The following is a 20,735-nucleotide window of genomic DNA, read 5'->3' as shown; positions in this document are numbered from 1 at the left end:
GCAAAATCATACAGCGAAGCATCTTTATTTTCATACAGGATGGTGATACGTGCAGGATCACCATCCGCCAACACTTCCTTTATCACTTCATACAAAAAAAAGCTGTATTGCATCGGACAACTGCCGCAAAATGTTTTTACCGTTATTCCCGCTGCCGATAATAAAGCGGCCATTGACGCAACATTTTCACCGGCCACCACCAGTACCTGCCGGACAGTTTTGGCCGTCAACACAGACGAGCCTCCGGACAATGTCCACATCGGGGTAAGGAAAACCAGGCTGTCAGGTGGGGCAACAGATACTGCAGTAACCGGTCCGGCAATAGCTGACAAGGAAAATTCAGTCATTGTAAGCAGCACCTCACCCGCGTCATTCATCAAACTAATATCGTAACAGCTGATGGCGGCTTCCTCCCCGCCGGCTTTACTTTTTCTGACATAACACCATACAGTATTCGGCAATTCCCGGTAAATATTTACTTCCCGTACGCTTACCGGATTTATCTGTCTTTGCATTGCCGGGGTTAAGTTCATTACAGCGCAGGTTTGTAAAGCGCTATCCAGCACACCCGGATGAAGCACATAACCAGTCTCGGGAAGCATGCTGATTCTTGATAAGGCGGCTTTTTCATTGAAATAGATCTCTTCAATCCCTTGAAAGGCTGTGCTATAGTTCAGGCCAAGTACGCCAAAGAGGTGATAGCATTCGGCTCCCGTTCTGCTACTATGCAAGCTGTCGCGGATTGCTGATAAATCATGCTTTACCGGTGCGTGCAGGGCGGGAGCGTGCAGACTGCCTTGACAATGCACCTGTGTATGCCCTCCGTTTTGCGTATACACTTCGTAGCCAACCTCTCTACCCGCAGGATATACACTGGTATGTACTTTTTTTGGAGCTCCATTTACGCCAACGGGATGCTCCCAAAAAATATTTCTTAACTGCGTGATTTTTTGACGGATACTTCTTTCACCTGCTTCGCGGACCAGTTCCAGCAGGGCTACCCCTGGCAGCATCTTTTCTGTCCCTATTTTATAACTCGTAAAAAACGGTTCTGTCCCGGTGTAAATGCTGGTATATTTTTGTTCGCTCAGGTCAGATTCATTGCTGTGCAACAGAGGATGCAACACCTTGATGCCACTGCATACTTTCAGTTGTTCTTCGGTTTCAGGAATCCAGTACCGCTGACGGGCAAATGGATATGTTGGCAAACTTATTTTGGCTGGTTTATTCTCTCCATAAAATAAAGACCAATCGAAACGTGCGCCTTTTACCCATAACTGTGCCAGCGCCACTAATTCTTTAGTTTCTATTGCTTTCTGAATGTAGGATTTCCCTGCTTCACCGTTGAGTAGAAAGTCCTGCTTTTCTTTTTTGATGTTCCCGGTAAATAACTCTCTATTTTCTCCTGACAGATAATTTTCCAGTCGTACGATCAGGGCGTCCCTATCTTCAACGATCAGTGCCAACCGCTCTTCCATAGGCTCTCTACCCACTTGCAGCGTGTAGGCAACATCATATATATTTACGGTTGTATTATTTCCCAGGAAGCATTTCAGATTAGTCACCAGCTCTTTGAGCCTGTTCTCATTTCTTGCTGACAATACAATCATGGCTGGCTCCCGGCTGGTATATGCTGCTTTAATTCCAGGTCTGTATTCTTCAATAATGATATGCGCATTGCTGCCTCCCGCTCCAAAACCGCTGATGCCTGCAAGTCTGGGCCTGTTGTCTTCAGTAGTCCAGGCTTCCAGGGTTTGCTGCACCCTAAAAGGTGTATTTTCAAAATTGATATTGGCATTAAGTACCGCCGAATGTAAAGAAGGAACTAACTGCTGATGCTTTAGCTGCAACAATACTTTTGTCACACCGGATATACCTGCAGCAGATTCACAATGCCCTATGTTGGATTTTACAGCACCGATACTGCAATACTGTTTCCTGTTTGATTGGAAAGCCTTCGTCAAACCCGCAATTTCTACTGGATCACCAAGGCTGGTACCTGTACCATGCGCCTCGATATAGCTGAAATCAGCGGCCGTTACACCTGCTTTATTAATCGCGTCACGGATTACCGCCGCCTGGGATACCGGATTAGGCACGGTATAACCATTGGCCCTGCCGCCATGATTAACGGCAGTACCTTTGATAACACCATAAATATGATCGCCGGCAGCTTCCGCCGCACTCAGTTTTTTCAACACGATGGCGCCAACGCCTTCGCTGGGAATAAATCCGTCCCCTTCGTTGCCGAAACTCTCGCACCGGCCCCTGGACGATAAAAATGTGGCATGGCTTAACAATAAATATTTATTGGGATGAATACTTACGTTTACCCCCCCGGCAATCGCAACGTCCGCTTCTCCCGACTGAAGATCCTTACAGGCCAGGTGTATGGCCGTCAGCGAAGAAGAGCACATAGTATCCACTGCTATACTCGGACCGTCAAAATCACAGTAATAAGAGATCCTGTTAGCGATACTGGCTGCACTTGTACCTATTGCCACCGGGTTTGACGAAGTTGTCAGTGCCGGCCCGAATAGTTGATACTCCCCGTACATTACACCAACGTATACACCTGTGCGGACCGGTCCCTTCTCTTTCGCCCGCTGCGACAACTCACTGGCGGCATAACCGGCATCTTCTATTGCCTCCCATACTGTTTGAAGAAACAATCTTTCCTGTGGGTCGATATATTCTGCTTCTTTGGGAGATATATTAAAAAACAAAGGATCAAATTCAGCGACCCCACTGATAAACCCCCCATACCTGGTATTAATCTTTCCTTCTTTTCCTTTTCGTTCATCGAAATAATGGTCTGCATCCCAGCGGTCTTTAGGGATTTCGGTAATACTGTCTGTCCCCGATTTTAAATTTTCCCAGAACTCACGAATGTTAGCCGCGCCAGGGTATCTACCACTTACGCCCACAATTGCGATAGCATTATTCGGTACATACGCTGCATTCCCTTCTTTTTCCAACTGTTGTGTAAGAGGCCCACTATAAAGGGGCAAGTCCTGTTGCGCCTTTTCAGCTTCAACATCAGGAGCTGTTGTTACTTCTTCCGCCGGTTTAAAAAATGTTGTGTGCTCTGTTGCAAAATAGGTGGCGAGCTCGCTGATGTTCCTGTATTCAAAAAAAGTAGTAACAGGAACCGTCCCGAAATCATTGGATAATTCTCTTGCCAGGGTTCCGATCAGGATAGAATCTATACCTAACATCTCAAAACGGGCTTCTGTATCTATTCTGCCAATGTCCAGCTTCAATATGCGGGAGAATACATTCTTCAAATGCAACTCAGCAGCTGCCAACAGCGAATCATTAAACAATGGCTTATCCGTCGCCGGCTCCCGCGTCGCCCTCGCTTCTGGTGACGTCTGCGATATGTCATTCTCCAGAACGGTGATGCCATTGCTCTTAGCCACTACTATTTGTTGCGACAAATCATTTTTCTCCGGATAGGAAACGGCCTGTTCAAATCCTGTTTCCGTTAAAACAAAATGCCAGTTTTCTGCCGACAGACCAGGACTTCCGGGTAGTCTCAATGCAATATCTTCGTATAACCACCATCCGTCTAACAGCCCAAATGTAAGCGTAGTAAACATATCGGTTTCCGCTATCTCATTCAGGATCAGCAAACCATCTTTCTTCAAAATACCTTTGATATTAGTTAATGTAGCAGCTATATCTTTTGTTGCATGCACTACATTAGCGCCTATTACAATATCGTAACTGCCGGGTTCAAAATTTTGCGCCGCCGGCGACTTCTCTATATTGAATATGGCTGTTTCCAGGTATGGAGCTATATCCTTATAAGCTTCTTCTGCATAGAACAAGAAGCTCCTGGACATGTCTGTGTATGCATATACTATGTACTCTTTGTAAGGCGCCAGCTTCTTAAATATCAATTCGCTGGTACCACCTGTTCCTGCTCCCACTTCCAGTATGCGGATCTTTTCTCCCTGTTTCAAATGTTTTACGCCCTCCTCCACACTATCTTTTACAATTCCGGCCAGTAATTCATTGAAATAGTCAGACTTATAATTCCCTTTGTAAATTCCGCTTACATTGTTCAGGCTGCCTTCCGGAAATATTACATCAGTAGCACGCACTTTACCGGTAAGGATTTCATTAAAAACTGACAAACAGATATTTATCAGCTGTATATGCGATTGGTATGTTTTACTTTTTGCAGCCAGCTCTTCCAATGCATCCTTCAACCGGAAATGCTCCAGTTCCTGTTTTATTATATCCGGGACCGTTATGCCATCCCCCGTAACTTTTAAATAACACATCTCCTCCAACAGGCGGATCAACACAGCAAATAAACGACTGTAACGATCTTCAATACCCAATACTTTCCTGAGATCATCCAACTGGTACATTCCCGCCTGTCTGCTACTCAAACCTAAATCCAGTAATAACTGCAACACCCCCTTGCTACAAATTTCTTTCAAGATCAGATCAGCCTGTCTATTATCTTCATACACCGCTATTTCCGGCTTCGCTGCCTTTAAGACGGATATATTATTTACTTCAATAATTTTTCTGCTCCGTTTAATAAATTTCATCTTAAATAAATTTTATAGCAATTACTTGATTCGGTTTATTAGCCAATACCATTTCCAGTATATTCATTCCTTCTACAGATGAAATACTTCCAACGCCGTTTAATTCCATGCGTACTTTGTAATCATCAGCGGAAACGACGCCTACTTCTCCCCAATACCCCCAGTTAATGATATATACAGGTGTATGCATTGTATGTTTCAACCTATGCGCGTAGCTGTCTTTATAAGTGCATCCGGCGGCATAATTTCCCTGCCCGGCAGCGTTCCATTGTGATTGTACAGATGAATAAAAACAAATAAAATCCAATGGCTCCTCTTTAAATGTTTCAACAAAATAATGACTGGCTAAGGATTTGGGCGCAAAAGACCTTTCAAATCCATCTTCACTCATATTCATTATTAACTTATCATTCAATACTATGGCAGAGTGAAATAAGCCATGTACCGGCTTTTTCATTTTCTTGATTTCCCGGTAAGCATTTTCAACGCTGCCCCTTTTATTTGCATCGCATTGAATATATATGGGTTTTACCCCCAGCTTTTCAATGGCCGCCTGGGACATCATAATTTTATCATCCAACGGACTTCTTCCTAACCAAATAACCTGGGCTTTGTAATTTCTCACTAAGTATTCAGTTGTTACCCTTCCAATACCACCGGCGCCTCCCAGTATCACATATACTCCTTGTGCCCTAAACTTACTGCTCGGGCAACGGGACAGCTCCAGTTCATACAGGTCTTTTTGATAAAAAAATCCGTTTCTGCAGCCTGATACGGGGTCTTCTTTATCAAAAGGACAAAGAAGTAGCTTCTCTATATCAGCGCGCGATGTTTTCTGCGCCTCCATATCAATTACCCGGATACGCCAATGTGGTTGTTCTTTCGCCAATGAACCTATGAGCCCCACAATACCACTACCATGTTCGCTTACCAGGTCGGTGGCCAGTACCTTTTGTGTATTTCCGGTGATCGCTGTAATGTTTATTCTCTTTTCCCTATACGTTGTAGCCAGCAGTGTTTTAACCGTCTTAAACACCGATAGCTCTCGCTGTTCATGCTCCTGTTCCAGCGTCGCGCCGGGAGGTGTTGCCGATATACCTTGCAACAGGTATACATCAGTTATATCCGGCGGCACTTCATTCAGTCCTTTCACGATTATTACTTCCCCATTCCCCGCAATAAGCACTTCCTTCAGCAATCCTGCCAGCGCAACTTCTGTGTTACCTGTTACAATCAAATGCTTTCCACCCACCGGAAGGGTGGATGCAACAGCTGCTTTTACACGATTCCAGGCTGGGACAAATAACATCCCCGGCTCATTTACGACCACATTATCGAGTGGTGAGTGACTAACTGGTTGTCGCTCCTCTGTGTTTATTGATAGGGTTGCAAAGTCCTTAAAGCTTAGCAATACGCCCCCATGATCATCCAACAGATCAATATCATAATGGGTAACTTTGCTGTTTGCCCTATCGTTGTTACTCTTCCTGGCGTAACTCCATATCACAGATGGCAAATCCCGGTAGAGATTTACTTCTCTCACACTAAGCGGTAATGCCAGTTTGGGTTCTTTTTGTGTAAAATCTATTCCGGCACAGGTTTGCAGGGCGCTATCCAAAATACCCGGACTGAGCACATAACCTGTCTCTTTGGACAAAACAATCCTGGACAAGGCTTCCTGCTCACTAAAATATATTTTTTCTATCCCCTGAAAAGTAGCGCCATAGTGCAGGCCCAACTCATTAAATAACTGGTAGCATTCTTTCCCTCCTTTTACGCCAATAAGCCGGTTCCGGATAGCAGACAAATCATACCCTGTTACAGATTGCTGCACTTTTGCATTTAGCCTTCCTCTGCTATGGACGTGTTGTTCCTTGTTATTTTGCGTATAAACTTCATAACTTATTTCACCATCGGACGGAGAAAGGCGGATATGTATTTCTTTTGACTTTCCGTTTATTCCGATGGGCTGGAGCCAGGCAATATCCCTTAATTGCGTAATCTTCTCAGCACTGCTCTGTTCTCCTGCAGCTCTTGCCAGTTCCAGGTAAGCGACTCCAGGTAATACTTTTTCTTCTTTTACTTTGTGGTCTGCCAGGAAAGATTCCTTACCGGTATAAACACTTGTAAACTGCTGCTGCTCCGGGCTGGATGTATTTAGATGCAGCAAGGGATGCAGTTTGCCGCCATTAGCCGTTATTTTCGAGCTTGTTTCCACCGGAATCCAGTATCGTTCTTTAGCAAAAGGATACACAGGCAAACTGATCCTATGAGGATACTGTCCCCGGTAAAGTGAGCTCCAGTTAATATCGGCGGCTCCTTTTATCCATAACTCAGCTAACAGTACGCTGTTGCTATCACTTAATGCATTCTCAACACTGGCGGCATCCGGGATAAGAACCGTTTTATTTTTATTGACATTATTTGTCAATACATTCTCTTTATTCCCCGCCAGGAAAGCGGTCAACTTATCTATTAATGCCGTTTTATCCTTTGCCACAATTGCCAGGCGTTCTTCCATAGATGTCCTGCCTGTTTGCAACGTGTAGGCGATACTATCAAGGTTGTGATCTGCGTCGGATGTCAGGTAAGCCTTTAAATTAGCTGCCTGCTGTAGCAATATGCTTTCATTCTTAGCCGATAAGAGGATTATCGCAGACGCCTCCCCTATATAAGCTACAGGCAATTGAGAGGGGTATTCTTCCAGTACCAGGTGTGCGTTTGTACCACTAAACCCAAAACTACTTACAGCGGCACGTTTTAATTGGCCGGGGGCTGTATTCCAATGTTTTAGCGTTGTATTCACATAAAACGGACTTTGTTTTAGGTTGATGTATTCATTTTCATTTATGTAATGTAAGCTGGGTGCAATACTGGCGTGTCTGAATTGCAGCAATACTTTGCAGATGCTTGCTACCCCCGCCGCCGCCGAAGTATGCCCAATATTACTTTTCACAGATCCAATGCCGCAATATTCCTTCCTGGATGTGAATGCACCAAACGCCGTAGTCAATGCTTCAACCTCAATAGGATCTCCTAATTTAGTCCCTGTACCATGTGCCTCCACATAAGTTATAGTCTCCGGATCAATATCATACTTCCTATAGATACCCGTTAACAAATCTGCCTGGGCATTTACACTTGGCGCGGTAATACCGTTTGTTTTCCCATCCTGGTTAATACCCGAACCGAGAATGACGCCATCAATATGATCCCCGTCTCTTAAAGCATCACTCAAACGTTTCAATACCAATACCCCGGCGCCTTCTCCTGGAACAAATCCATCCGCGCTGTTATCAAAAGTTTTACATTTCCCTTCTTTAGATAACATACCGGCAGCGCACATCTGCTGATAGGCTTCCACCCCCAGATAAAGAGTTACGCCACCAGCAATAGCCATATCTATTTCTTCATTTAATAGTGCCTGACAAGCCAGGTGGATCGCCACCAAAGAGCTTGAACAAGCAGTATCTATAGCTATGGCTGGGCCTTTCAGGTTCAGGAAATAAGCCATCCTGGCTGCAAAAATGGAACCCGCGTTGCCCGTCATCAGCTGGGATGAATACTGATTGAATCCCGATTGTTTTACCAGGTAAGCATATTCATTTCCCATTATCCCTACATAAGTACCACACTTCATCCCATCCAGCTTAGACCTGCTGTATCCCGCATCCTCCAGCGATTTCCAACATTCCTCTAGAAATATTCTTTGCTGAGGGTCCATCAGCTCTGCTTCTGAAGGAGATATATTAAAAAACAGCGGATCAAATTTATCCACATCGTCCAACTGCCCCAACCATTTGGCATATAAACTGCCGGTTGTTTCTCCTCCTTTTACATAGTACTCATCTACATTCCATCGGTCTTTCGAAATTTCACTTACACAATCCACTCCTTTGGAGATATTATCCCAGTATGCGGCTAAATCCTGAGCCATTGGATAACGCCCGCTCATACCGATAATAGCAATGCGGCTATCTCTCTCTTTTACAGGTGTCTGGTCGACAACAGCATCTGCCATTAACGGAGAAGATGGTATGATTGTTTCCACCGGCGCTTTATCGTGCCCGGCCAATGCAAGGGCAGCAGTGTGTACCGGCAACTGTGTAACCACATAGCCGGTCAGCGTTTTCAATGTAGGATAGTCATACAATTTTGTAGCATTCAGTTGTATGTTAAACCGTTCATTGATGTTTTTTATCAACTCAACACCAACAATAGAATCCAATCCCAATTCCTGGAACGCCTTACTTTCATCAAAGTCATCATCCAGGTATAATGTATTACGAAGTATTTCGCTTAGTTGTACTAATATTATCTGTTCTTCGGTATGTTTATCCGGTCGTGGAGCTACAGGCGGTACTCCCACATTTTCTACCACTGGGTTTATCAGGCTGATAGTATCTTTAGTAGCCGTCACCGTAACCTTCAGCCCCTCTTTTTCGGGATAAGCAACCAGTTGCGTTGTTATATAACCTGCCAGCGTTTTCAACGTAGGATAGTCATATAATTTTGTGGCATTCAGTTGTATACCGAATTGCTCATTGACATTTTTCATCAGCTCAACACCAACAATAGAATCCAATCCCAGCTCCTGGAATACTCTATTCTCATCAAAACCACCGTCTAAATACAAGGTATCACTTACTATCCCTTCTAATTTCTTCATTACGGATTGTACCGTCTCCTTATTCTCCGGTACTGGTAATGGAAGCGGCTGCGATATATTCTCCAACGGTTCCCTTGTGTCATATGCCATTTCGGGTTTTACTAATCTGATGGCGTCAGTAACACTCAACAAGCGAACCTTCTCCGGCTGCATCGTTTTATCTGATAGTAAATTAAAGCTGTCTGGGATGGCCGCCATTTCCGGTGACGATCCGGTAGTATTTATCAGTGTATTTTCTTTCATCTTTCCTTTTGAATGAAAGGGGATATTATCAAACCAATATCGCTGCCGGGCAAACGGGTAAGCAGGCAAACCGATTTTATCAGGGTGTTGATCAGGGTACAGCTGCATCCAATCAATACGTATCCCTTTTACCCATAAATGCAGCATAAATCCTGTATCTATATCCGCTCTGTCCCGCGCAGCAGCTATTTCCATGTCCCCTGCTGACAAGAGGTCTGCCGCCCCTGTTTTAGCGTTACCAGCTACTAAGCCAGTGGTAGTTCCTGCCAGGTAATCTGTTAACTTATTTAAAAGTTCAGCCTTGTCTTTCGCCAGAAATGCCAGCCGCTCCTCCATCGCCTCCCGGCCTACCTGCAACGTATAGGCAATATCGTACAGGTTTACAGGATGATTAACTTCAACATAATGTTTCAGGTTTGCGGCTTGTTGTCGTAACCGGGCAGTATCACGTGCAGACAGTACAATAATAGCGGGCGCAGTACTGGTATATGCATTCTTTTGCGGTACGCAATATTCTTCTATGATAACATGAGCATTGCTGCCGCCGGCGCCAAAACTGCTGATACCAGACAACCTGGGACGATTATCCGGTGTTGTCCAGGTTTCCAGTTGTTGCTGTACTTTAAAAGGCGTAGCAGTAAAATCGATATGAGGATTGAGGGTTGCTGCGTGTAAAGAAGGTACCAGCTGCTGATGCTTTAACTGCAATAGTACCTTGGTGAGCCCGGATATGCCGGCGGCCGATTCACAATGGCCAATATTTGATTTTACAGACCCTATACTGCAATATTGCTTCTTATCAGACGCAAACGCCTTTGTTAAACCTGCCATTTCTATAGGATCTCCTAAGCTGGTACCTGTACCATGTGCTTCTATATAACTAAAATCTGTTGCTGCTACACCCGCTTTTCTGATCGCTTCTTTTATGACTGCCGCTTGCGCCTTGGGGTTAGGTACCGTGTATCCGTTCGTTTTTCCGCCATGATTAACAGCAGTCCCTTTGATAACGCCATAAATACGGTCGCCGTCTGCTATTGCTTTGCTTAGTGATTTCAGTAATACTGCCCCAACGCCTTCTCCAGGTACATAACCATCTCCTCCTACGCCAAAACTCTCACACCTGCCTTTACCAGACACAAAACTTCCCTGGCTCAACATCACATACTTTCTGGGATGAACGCTGACGTTTACACCACCTGCTATGGCCAGGTCCGTTTCTCCGGTATGAATATCCTTACAGGCCAGATGTATAGCTGTTAATGAGGAAGAACACATCGTATCTACTGCCATGCTGGGCCCGTGGAAATTAAAAAAGTATGATACCCTGTTTGCAATGCCACTAGGATTACCCAATAAGGTGAGGGGATTGCCTTTCAATGTTTCTTCTGCCCCAAACAATTGATATTCTTCATACATTACACCTGCATATACACCCACCCGGCCGCCTAATTCAGCACTGTCATTGCGTGTTCCCTGTAATAACTCCCTGGTATATCCCGCATCTTCTATTGTCTCCCAAACGGTTTGTAAAAACAACCGCTCCTGAGGGTCCATCATGATAGCTTCTCTTGGAGAAATATTAAAGAACAACGGATCAAACTGATCTATATCGTCCATAAAACCACCCCATTTGCTGTAGCTCTTACTTTTATCGCCTCTGTCTTCGCTGTAAAAGTCAGTTATATCCCATCTGTCCGGAGGTATCTCCGTGATACTATCTTTACCCGCTTTTAAATTCTCCCAGAATTCATCGATATTTTTTGCACCGGGGTACCTGCCGCTTAACCCAATGATAGCAATATCCTCCGGTACGGCCGGCAACGTTACAGGTGGTTTAATCCCTGCGAATCTGTGGCGCTGCCGGTTGTGAATGATGCGTTCCGGATTGCCAGCTGCGTCAGCTATCGCAGGACCAATCAGCCTTTCAGGATTTGCGGTTAATTCACGGAGTCTGTTTCCATGTTCGTTTATAAAGTATCCGATTAATTCGCCCAGGGTCTGGTATTCAAAAAATAGAGTTCTGGGTAGTTTGTCAAATACTTCATCCAAACAATTGGTAAGTCTTGTAATCAGTACTGAATTAATACCATATTGCTCAAAAGGTGCATTTAACTCAAAGCGTTCTTCCGGTAATCTTAGTTCTTTTGATAATAATCTTCGTATATAGCTGGCCGATGCTGCCTGGAGCATTTCCTGTTCCCCGTCTTCCGGCACAGATGATGATAACATTGTTTTATCTTCTATCAGCTTTCCGGTAAAAAGTGTTGTTATCATGCTGCTCCTTCCATGAACAACTACACCCTGACCTACTACATTACTGAGTAATGCATTAAAAGCTTTAATGCCTTCTTCTGTCGGTAATGGCAACATACCCCATTTCTTTTGCAGGTATTTTTCGCCCTGCTCATCTATCCGCATACCACCCTCCTGCCATAGCGGCCAGCTGATGCTTAATGTCTTTCCTTGTCGTCTCCCTTTTGTCTGTTCTGTATGGCGGTAGTACGCATAATTATCCATCCATGCATTGGCTGCAGCATAGTCTGCCTGGCCTATATTTCCCATCACGCCTGCTACAGCAGAAAAGAAGACCATAAAATCCAACTTTTCCTCTCTGGTTGCTTCATCCAGGTTCTTAGTACCCGTTATTTTAGGTAACAAAACCGCTATCGCTTCTTCCGGTGTTTTATTGATGATGAAACTATCCCGGATTATACCTGCTGCGTGAATAATTCCATCCAGCTTTTGGTAGCGCGCTTTAATTGCTTTAATTAAAGCAGTTAAAGCGGTTTTATTGCTGATATCACATTCGTAGTATACCACATTGGATAACGCAGATAAAGCAGTTTGTTTCTCTCTTGTCAGGGTGCTTCTTCCTGTTAGTATTACCTGCGTATTGGACACACTACTAATGTATTTGGCAAAGATCTGCCCCAGTCCGCCGGCGCCACCAGTAATAAGGTATACGCCCCCTTCTTTAACAAGAGGATTATCCATTCCGTCAGCTACACCCGTAATAGCCGAAACGGCCTTTATTGTTCTTATTCCGTCCTCGTAACGTACTTCTGTATCACTGGTATATTGTTCTGCTTCCAGTATTGCCGTAAGGACGTTAAGTTCCTGTATATTCAGTCGCGGTACGCCTATTATCTTCCCCGTTACTTTAGGATTTTCCTGCGCAGCCGTTTTTAATAATCCCGATATAAAACCATAGTCTGCATAGTCTGCGTTACTGCAAAGTACTGTAATGTGTGTTGCCCTTTTTGTTACCAGTTTCTCCTTTACCTTCTCCAACGCACTTATAAAGCAACTCGTCGCAGTATCTTCCGACAGTATTGCTACTTCCAGCTCTAATGCTTCTTTTAGTTTATCGGCCAGATCTGATGTTCCACCTCCCAGCAGAATCAGATGTTCAGCATCTTGTCTTGTTGGTACAGGCTGTGGTGCCGGCTGCCAGGCACTGCTGTATAAGAAAGTGGCAGCTTTCTCTTCCGGTTGGTTTCTTGTTGAAAATTTATCCAGTGGCAGCATTACCAGTTCTGTAAAACGGATCAATACCTCTCCGTCGGCATTCAGGAGATCAATATCGTAATAGGTAACTTTGCTGCCGGTATCGTGTTGTCTACTTTTCCTTACATACCCCCAGACAGTTGGCGGTAGCTCCTGGTAAATATTAACCTCATGTACGCTGAACGGCAATAAAAGATCGGGACGCCCTTTTGTAAAGCTCAACCCTATACAGGTTTGCAGAGCGCTGTCTAATACACCCGGACTAAGCACATAATCAGCTTCAGATGGTAGCGTAATTTTTGACAGTGCTTCACTTTCGCTGTAGTAAAGTTCTTCAATGCCACGGAAACTCACACCGTAGTTGATCCCCATTTCTCTGAATACTGCATAACACGCTTCTCCTTCCTTGCGGTGTGTTAATCGCTTCCGGATAGCCACCAGGTCCTGCTTCCCAATAGCAGGCTGTATTTTGGTGGTAAGCTTTCCTTCGCTATGTATCTGTATTGTTGTTTCATTTTGGGTATAAATTTCATATCCCACTTCTTCTCCCGCCGGATAAATGCTGATATGCACTTTCTGAGGAACATCATTTACATAAACCGGTTGCTGCCAGGTAACATTTTTAAAGGTGGTAACCGGTTGCCGCGTGCTGCGATTTCCCGCTGCGTTGGCCAGCTCAAGATAGGCCACACCTGGAAATACCTTTTCACCGCGCACTACATGATCTGCTAAAAATGTTTCTGTTCCGGTGTAAATGCTTATGAACTTTTGTTCGTACAGGTCAGATTCGTTGCTATGTAATAATGGATGCAATTTATTGTTGCTACGGGACACCATCGGTCCTTCTTCCTCCATCACCCAATAACGCTCTCTTGCAAATGGGTAAGTAGGCAAACTTATCTTGGCAGGTTTTTGATGATCATATAATAAAGACCAGTCAATATCCCCCCCTTTCACCCATAACTGGGCGATAGAGGCCAATTCTTTATTTGCTATTGCATAACTGATATATGCATGTCCTGCACCTCCTTTGAGCAACAGCTCCAACTTATCCTTTTTGGTACTACCGGTAAATACTGTGTTGGCAAATGATTCGGGAGTTATACCGACCAGATATCCATTGAGCAAGACCTCCAGTCTCTCTTTATTTTCCGCTATCAATGCCAGGCGCTCCTCCATCTGTTCCCGGCCTGTTTGAAGGGTATAGGCAATATCATACAAGTTTGTCTCTTTATCAGTTTCCAGGTAGCGTTTCAGGTTTACCGCCAGCTCCTTCAACCGATGTTCATTTCGGGCCGATAATGTGATAATGACTGGTGCGGTACCGGTGTAGTCAACTCTCTCAGGCGGCTGATACTCTTCAATAATGACATGTGCATTTGAACCACCAAATCCAAAGCTGCTGATACCGGCTATTCTTGGCAGGTTGTTGACCGGTAACCACTCCTCTGTTTCTCTTTGCAGGCGGAAGGGGCTACCCTCCAACTTAAGATATGCATTCGGTGTTTGCAGATGCGGATTACCAGGCAGTGTACGATGTTGTAGAGAAAGTAATACTTTCATTACCCCAGCAATACCGGCAGCTGCCTCCAGGTGGCCTATATTTGTCTTCACACTTCCTAAACCGCAGTAAGGAATTTCTGGCTGCGGAATATCCCATTCTTTGTATAATTCTTTAAACGCCAGTTTCAGCCCCTCCGTTTCTATCGGATCTCCCAACGGCGTACCTGTACCATGCGTTTCTATATAACTTACCGCCCTGGGATCAATATTTGCAGAACGGTATGCACTTAGCAGCAGATCTTTTTGTGCCGCAGGATTGGGAGAGGTTAGAGTGTTGGCTTTACCGCCATGATTCTCCGCAGTACCACGGATTACACCGTAAATATGATCACCATCCGCTTCTGCCTTACTTAATGATTTTAATATTACGATCCCAACCCCCTCACCTCTTACATAGCCATTGGCTGCCTGGTCAAAAGTTCTGCATCTGCCGTCTTCACTTAACATACCCGCCTGACTGAGTGGCAATAATGTCTCAGGAATAAGATCAAGACTAACACCTCCTGCTATTACTATATCGCAGGCGCCGTTACGGATATGCTCTACTGCTCTGTGGATCGCCACCAGCGAGCTGGAACAGGCTGTATCTACCGGCTCACTCGGACCATGCAAATTGAACTGGTAGGATATCCTGTTGGTAAGTATGGAATGAGAAATCCCAGTTGCTGATTGGGCTTCCTGTATTGCATTTCCTCGCTGGATAAGTGCGGCATAATCATTAAAGTAAGCCCCGATAAAAACACCTGTATTGGAGCCAGACAACTCTTTCACATTAATACCTGCATCTTCCAGTGCATGATACACTGTCTCCAGTGTTATCCGCTGCTGTGGGTCCATCAGCTCTGCCTCTTTGGGGGAAATATTAAAAAACAGCGGATCAAATTTATCTGCACCGGCGATAAAACCACCCCATTTCGCGCGGGTTTTATTTTTTTCTTTTCTCGGATCACCATCATACTTTTTCCAATCCCATCTTTCCGCAGGTATTTCAACAATGAGATCTTTATTATCCCGGAGATTATTCCAGAAAGCAGCTAAATCAGGAGATTCCGGGAAACGTCCGCTCATACCGATAATAGCCACAGGTCCGCCAATGTGACTAGGTATTGGCCCACTCGGAGGTATTGTTTTCCCCGTAGCTGTAAGCGGATGGGTAATAGTCTCGGCTGGTATTCTTGCAATTTGCTCTGCCCGGCGTATAACAGGATGTTTTTTCACAAGGTTATCAACATACTCTTCTATCAGAAATGTTGTTAATCCTTCCACCGTTGAATAATTATAAAACAAAGTGGGTTTTAAATCCAGGTCGTAATAGTTATTGAGTTCATTACAAAACCTGGTCAGTGAAATAGAATCAAAGCCATAATCTCCTAATCTTTCGTCTGTTGCTAAGTCAGTAACGCGTAGCTTGAGGAGGTCCGCAGCTATTTCCAGTATTTTCTTCGTTACTGATACCTGTAAATCTGCTGAGTGAATGCCGGAAGACGATGTTATATGATCCCGAACCGGTCGAGAAAATAATTTCTCAGCGATGTTATCTCTATCTCCAAAAATAACCATTCCCTGGTTGCCTGGATTTGTCAGCAGTACCTCAAAAGCACGGATACCCGCTGCAGTGGGCAATGACAACATTCCCCATTTTCTTTCAAGATAAGCTTCACTTTCCGCGGCAATCTGCATACCGCCCGCTTTCCATAAAGGCCAGTTAATACTTCGTGTGCTACCTTTCCTGTTCCCTTTTACCTGTTCTGCATTGCGAAAGTGTGCATAGTTATCCAACCATGCATTGGCCGACGCATAATCAGCCTGGCCCGCATTGCCAAACACACCGGCAACAGAAGAGAAAAACACCATAAAATCAAGCGCTTCTTCTTTTGTTGCCTCATCAAGGTTTTTAGCTCCCGCTATTTTGGGCAACAGTACCGCCGTCGCTTCTTCCGCAGTCTTGTTAACGATAAAGCTATCACGGATCACACCGGCGCTATGTATAATACCATCAATCCTGGTATAGCGCGTTTTGATGGTTGCTATCAAATCTGTTACTTCCGTAGCGCTGCTCACATTACATCGATAGTAAACCGCATTGGGAAATGCTGACAATAAAACCTGCTTCTCCACTGTCAACGCGCTACTGCCCGTAAGTATCAGCTGCGTATTGGGAGTTTCGCTGATATAACCGGCAAAGATCTGCCCTAATCCGCCGGTACCACCGGTTATCAGGTACACGCCCCCTTCTTTAACAGGCAGATCTGCCTTTGTGTCTGCCCCACAGGTGATGGGCCGGGTTACTTTTATCATTCTTTTTCCCGCCTGATAGCTGACTTCTGCATCCCCGTTGTATTTTTCTTTTTTCAGTATGCCGGCGAGCATAGCTACCTCAGATACTCCGATACTTTCAACACCTATTATTTTCCCGGTTACTTTAGGATTTTCCTGCGTGGCTGTTTTTAATAATCCGGATACAAAACCATAAGCCAGGTACTCTTTATTACTACAAACAACACTGATGTGAATAGCTGTTTTTGTTGTTAACTGTGCCTTTACTTTTTCCAGTGTATGTATAAAATAAGTGATTTCATCTGCTATAGGCAACAATACCACTTCCTGCTCCAACATCGCCTGCAACTTGTCTGCCACCACCGCTGAGCATCCCGCCAGTAATATCAGCTGTGATATAGCAATATCATGTTTCTCTGTCAGTTCGGGCAACGACTCCTCCCAGTCAGTGCTATATAAATGAGTAGCGAACGCCGTTGCCGACGCGGGCTCCCCTGCAGTGGATATACGCTCAGCCGGTACCCAATAACGGTTCCGGGCAAATGGATAAGTAGGTAAACTGATTTTCTCCGGCTTATGCCCATCATAAAGCAAATTCCAGTCAATACCTACCCCACTTACCCATAACTGCGCAATAGCCCCATTTTCCCTATCCCTCAACGCACTTTCTATATAGGCCTTTCCGGCATTACCCTCCAGTAAAAATCCCGGTTTGCTCTTTTTAGTATTACCCGTAAATATATTATCCATCTCTCCTGCTTCATAACCGCTCAGTTTATCCAACAGCGTTTCCTGATCACTTACAATCAATGCCAGTCGTTCTTCCATCGCTTCGCGCCCTACCTGAAGTGTATAGGCAACATCATACAAATTTACATCGGCATGCGTCTCCAGGAAGTGTTTCAGGTTTATGACCTGTTCATTCAGGCGGGTGAGATTACGGGCAGACAATACAATGATGACTGGCATAGCACTGGTATATGCTGTTTTATTTGCACGATATTCCCCGATGACGATATGCGCATTACTGCCGCCTGCGCCAAAACCGCTGATACCGGCCAATCTTAACCGGTCGTCAGCCGTAGTCCATTCTTCCAGCATCCGCTGCACTTTGAACGGCGTGCTTGCAAAGTCTATATTCGGGTTAAGAGTAGCCGCGTGCAATGAAGGTACCAGTTGCTGATGTTTTAATTGCAGTAATACCTTTGTAATACCCGAAATGCCAGCTGCCGATTCGCAATGGCCAATATTGGATTTCACCGAACCAATACTGCAATACTGCCCGCCATTGTCGACTGAAAATGCTTTTGTTAAACCAGCTATTTCTATCGGGTCCCCCAAACTGGTGCCAGTACCATGTGCTTCTATATAACTGAAATCTGCCGCCTTTACGCCAGCTTTTCGGATCGCTTCCTTTATGACTGCTGTCTGCGCTTTAGGATTAGGCACTGTATATCCGTTGGCTCTCCCGCCGTGATTAACAGCCGATCCTTTAATAACCCCGTAAATACGGTCACCATCCGCTACCGCCTGGCTCAATGGTTTCAGTAATATAGCCCCAACTCCTTCTCCCGGCACATATCCGTCACCTCCTTCCCCAAAACTCTCGCATCTGCCTTTAGCGGACACAAAACCGTTTTCACTTAATGCAAGGTATTTACCAGGATGAATACTTACATTTACGCCACCGGCTATGGCCAGATCACAGCTACCATTCTGAATGCTTTCACAGGCCAGATGTATCGCTGTCAAAGAAGAAGAGCACATTGTATCCACAGCCATACTTGGACCATGGAAATTGAAGAAATAAGATACTCTGTTGGCAATACTGCCAGGATTACCCCACAATGATACAGGGTTACCTCTCAATGTTTCAGCTACGCCAAACAGTTGATATTCTTCGTACATTACCCCTACATATACACCTACCCTGCCACCTAATTCAATTTTGCTACTGCGCACTCCCTGCAATGCCTCCCTCGTATAGCCCGCATCTTCTATGGTTTCCCACACAGTTTGCAAAAACAACCGTTCCTGGGGGTCTATCAATTCCGCTTCTCGTGGAGAAATATTGAAAAATAACGGATCAAATTGATCAACCCCGTCAATAAACCCGCCCCATTTACTGTAGCTACTGCCAATCTTTCCTTTTTCTTCGCTATAAAAGTTATTGATATCCCATCTTTCCCGGGGAATTTCTGTAATACTATCCTTCCCCGCTTTCAGGTTTTCCCAAAACTCATTGATATTCTTTGCCCCAGGGTATCTGCCACTTATCCCGATAATCGCAATCTCTTCTGTTGTCATTCCAGACAAAGCAATCGCATTACCTTTTGTTTTCTTGTCGACAACAGGCTGTTGCCCGTTATCCGGTGACAGTATAAAGTTGTTGGTTACGGCTCGGGGCACGCTTGTTTCCTGGGAATAACCTGTTATCACCGCTAACTTATTATAGTGTTCCGCAATAAAATATCCCGTTAATTCATCCAGGGTTTGGTATTCAAAAAACAGTGTCCTTGGCAGCCTGCCAAACACGTCTTCTAGGCAGCTATTCAGCTTGGTAATCAATATTGAATCAATGCCATATTTAGCAAAGGGAATATCTGCTTCAAATCTATGTGCCGATATTTTTAATTCCTTCGCAAGTAATTTTCGTATATAGTCGGTCGCTATCGTCCTCCATCTTTCTGTTTCAGCATTGTCGGGAATAAATGACGGCGGAGTATTCTTCTCTTCTTTGTGGGCTTGCGTAAAGTGTGTAACTATCTCATGAGCTTTCCCATAAACTACCACACCCTGACCAACTTTACTGCTGAGCAGTGTTTCAAACGCCTGGATACCTGCTGCAACAGGCAATGGCTGCATTCCCCATTCCTTTTCCAGATATGCCTCACTCGCCGCATCTATTCGCATGCCACCCACTTTCCATAATGGCCAGTTGATGCTTAACGTCTGGCCTTTTCTTCTCCCCTTTAACCGCTCTTCATTACGGTAGTGCGCGTAGTTGTCCAGCCATGCATTCGCGGATGCATAGTCAGACTGACCTACATTCCCCAATACGCCCGCTACTGACGAAAAGAACACCATAAAATCTAGCGCGTCCCCTTTCGTCGCCTCATCCAGGTTCCTTGCTCCCGCCATTTTCGGCAACATCACCGCCAGCGCTTCTTCACGGGTCTTGTTCAGGATAAAGCTGTCGCGGATAACACCCGCACTATGGATAATGCCATCCAGCTTAGTATAACGCGTTCTAATCCTTGCAATCAGGGCCGTTACTTCTTCTGCTTTACTTACATCACATGGATAATAAACCGCATTCGGAAACGCTGATAATGCAGCCTGCTTTTCCGCCGTCAATTCTCCCCGCCCAGTGAGAATCAGTTGTGTGTTGGCTGTTTGACTGATATAACCGGCAAAAACCTGACCTAGCCCGCCAGCACCCCCGGTTAACAGATAAACACCGCCCTCTTTGATAACAATATTGTCCGGCATACTTTCGGTGGCAGCGATCGTATGCAATTGTTTTACGCATCTCTTTCCACCCAGATAACGGACTTCCGTATCACCGGTATATTGCTCCGCTTCCAGTATACCCGATAGCATTTCCAAATCATGCACACTTAAACTATCTACCACTACTACCTTTCCCGTCACTTTAGGATTCTCTTGTGTCGCAGATTTCAGTAAACCCGATATAAAACCATAATCCAGGTAATCTCCATGACTGCAAACAACTGTGATATGTGTCGCTTCTTTCTCTCTCAGTTTCTCTTTTACTTTCTCCAGCACTTTGACAAAATAATCAACGGGGGCACTTTCAGGTACCGACAACACTTCCTGCGCCAGCTTTTCTTTCAGCTTATCAGCAAGATCGGCAGAGCCTCCCGCCAGCAATAGGAGTTGGGTCG

General features: G+C 44.9%; 2 protein-coding genes. Both read right to left on the bottom strand.

Features of this window, described 5'->3' with window-relative positions:
* A partial coding sequence (locus tag VM802_RS14240; RefSeq protein WP_325531567.1) for a beta-ketoacyl synthase N-terminal-like domain-containing protein occupies positions 1-4,568 on the bottom strand: 4,568 nt, incomplete at its 3' end.
* A 1-nt stretch (position 4,569) separates the two neighbouring features.
* Positions 4,570-20,721: an SDR family NAD(P)-dependent oxidoreductase gene (locus VM802_RS14235; RefSeq protein ID WP_325531566.1), complete on the bottom strand. Its 16,152-nt coding sequence runs from the start codon at positions 20,719-20,721 to the stop codon at positions 4,570-4,572.
* Between the last annotated feature and the right edge of the window lie 14 nt (positions 20,722-20,735).

Origin of the sequence: Chitinophaga sp. (assembly GCF_035538455.1) — a bacterium.
Classification (GTDB): domain Bacteria; phylum Bacteroidota; class Bacteroidia; order Chitinophagales; family Chitinophagaceae; genus Chitinophaga.
This window is presented reverse-complemented; position numbering and strand designations above follow the sequence as displayed.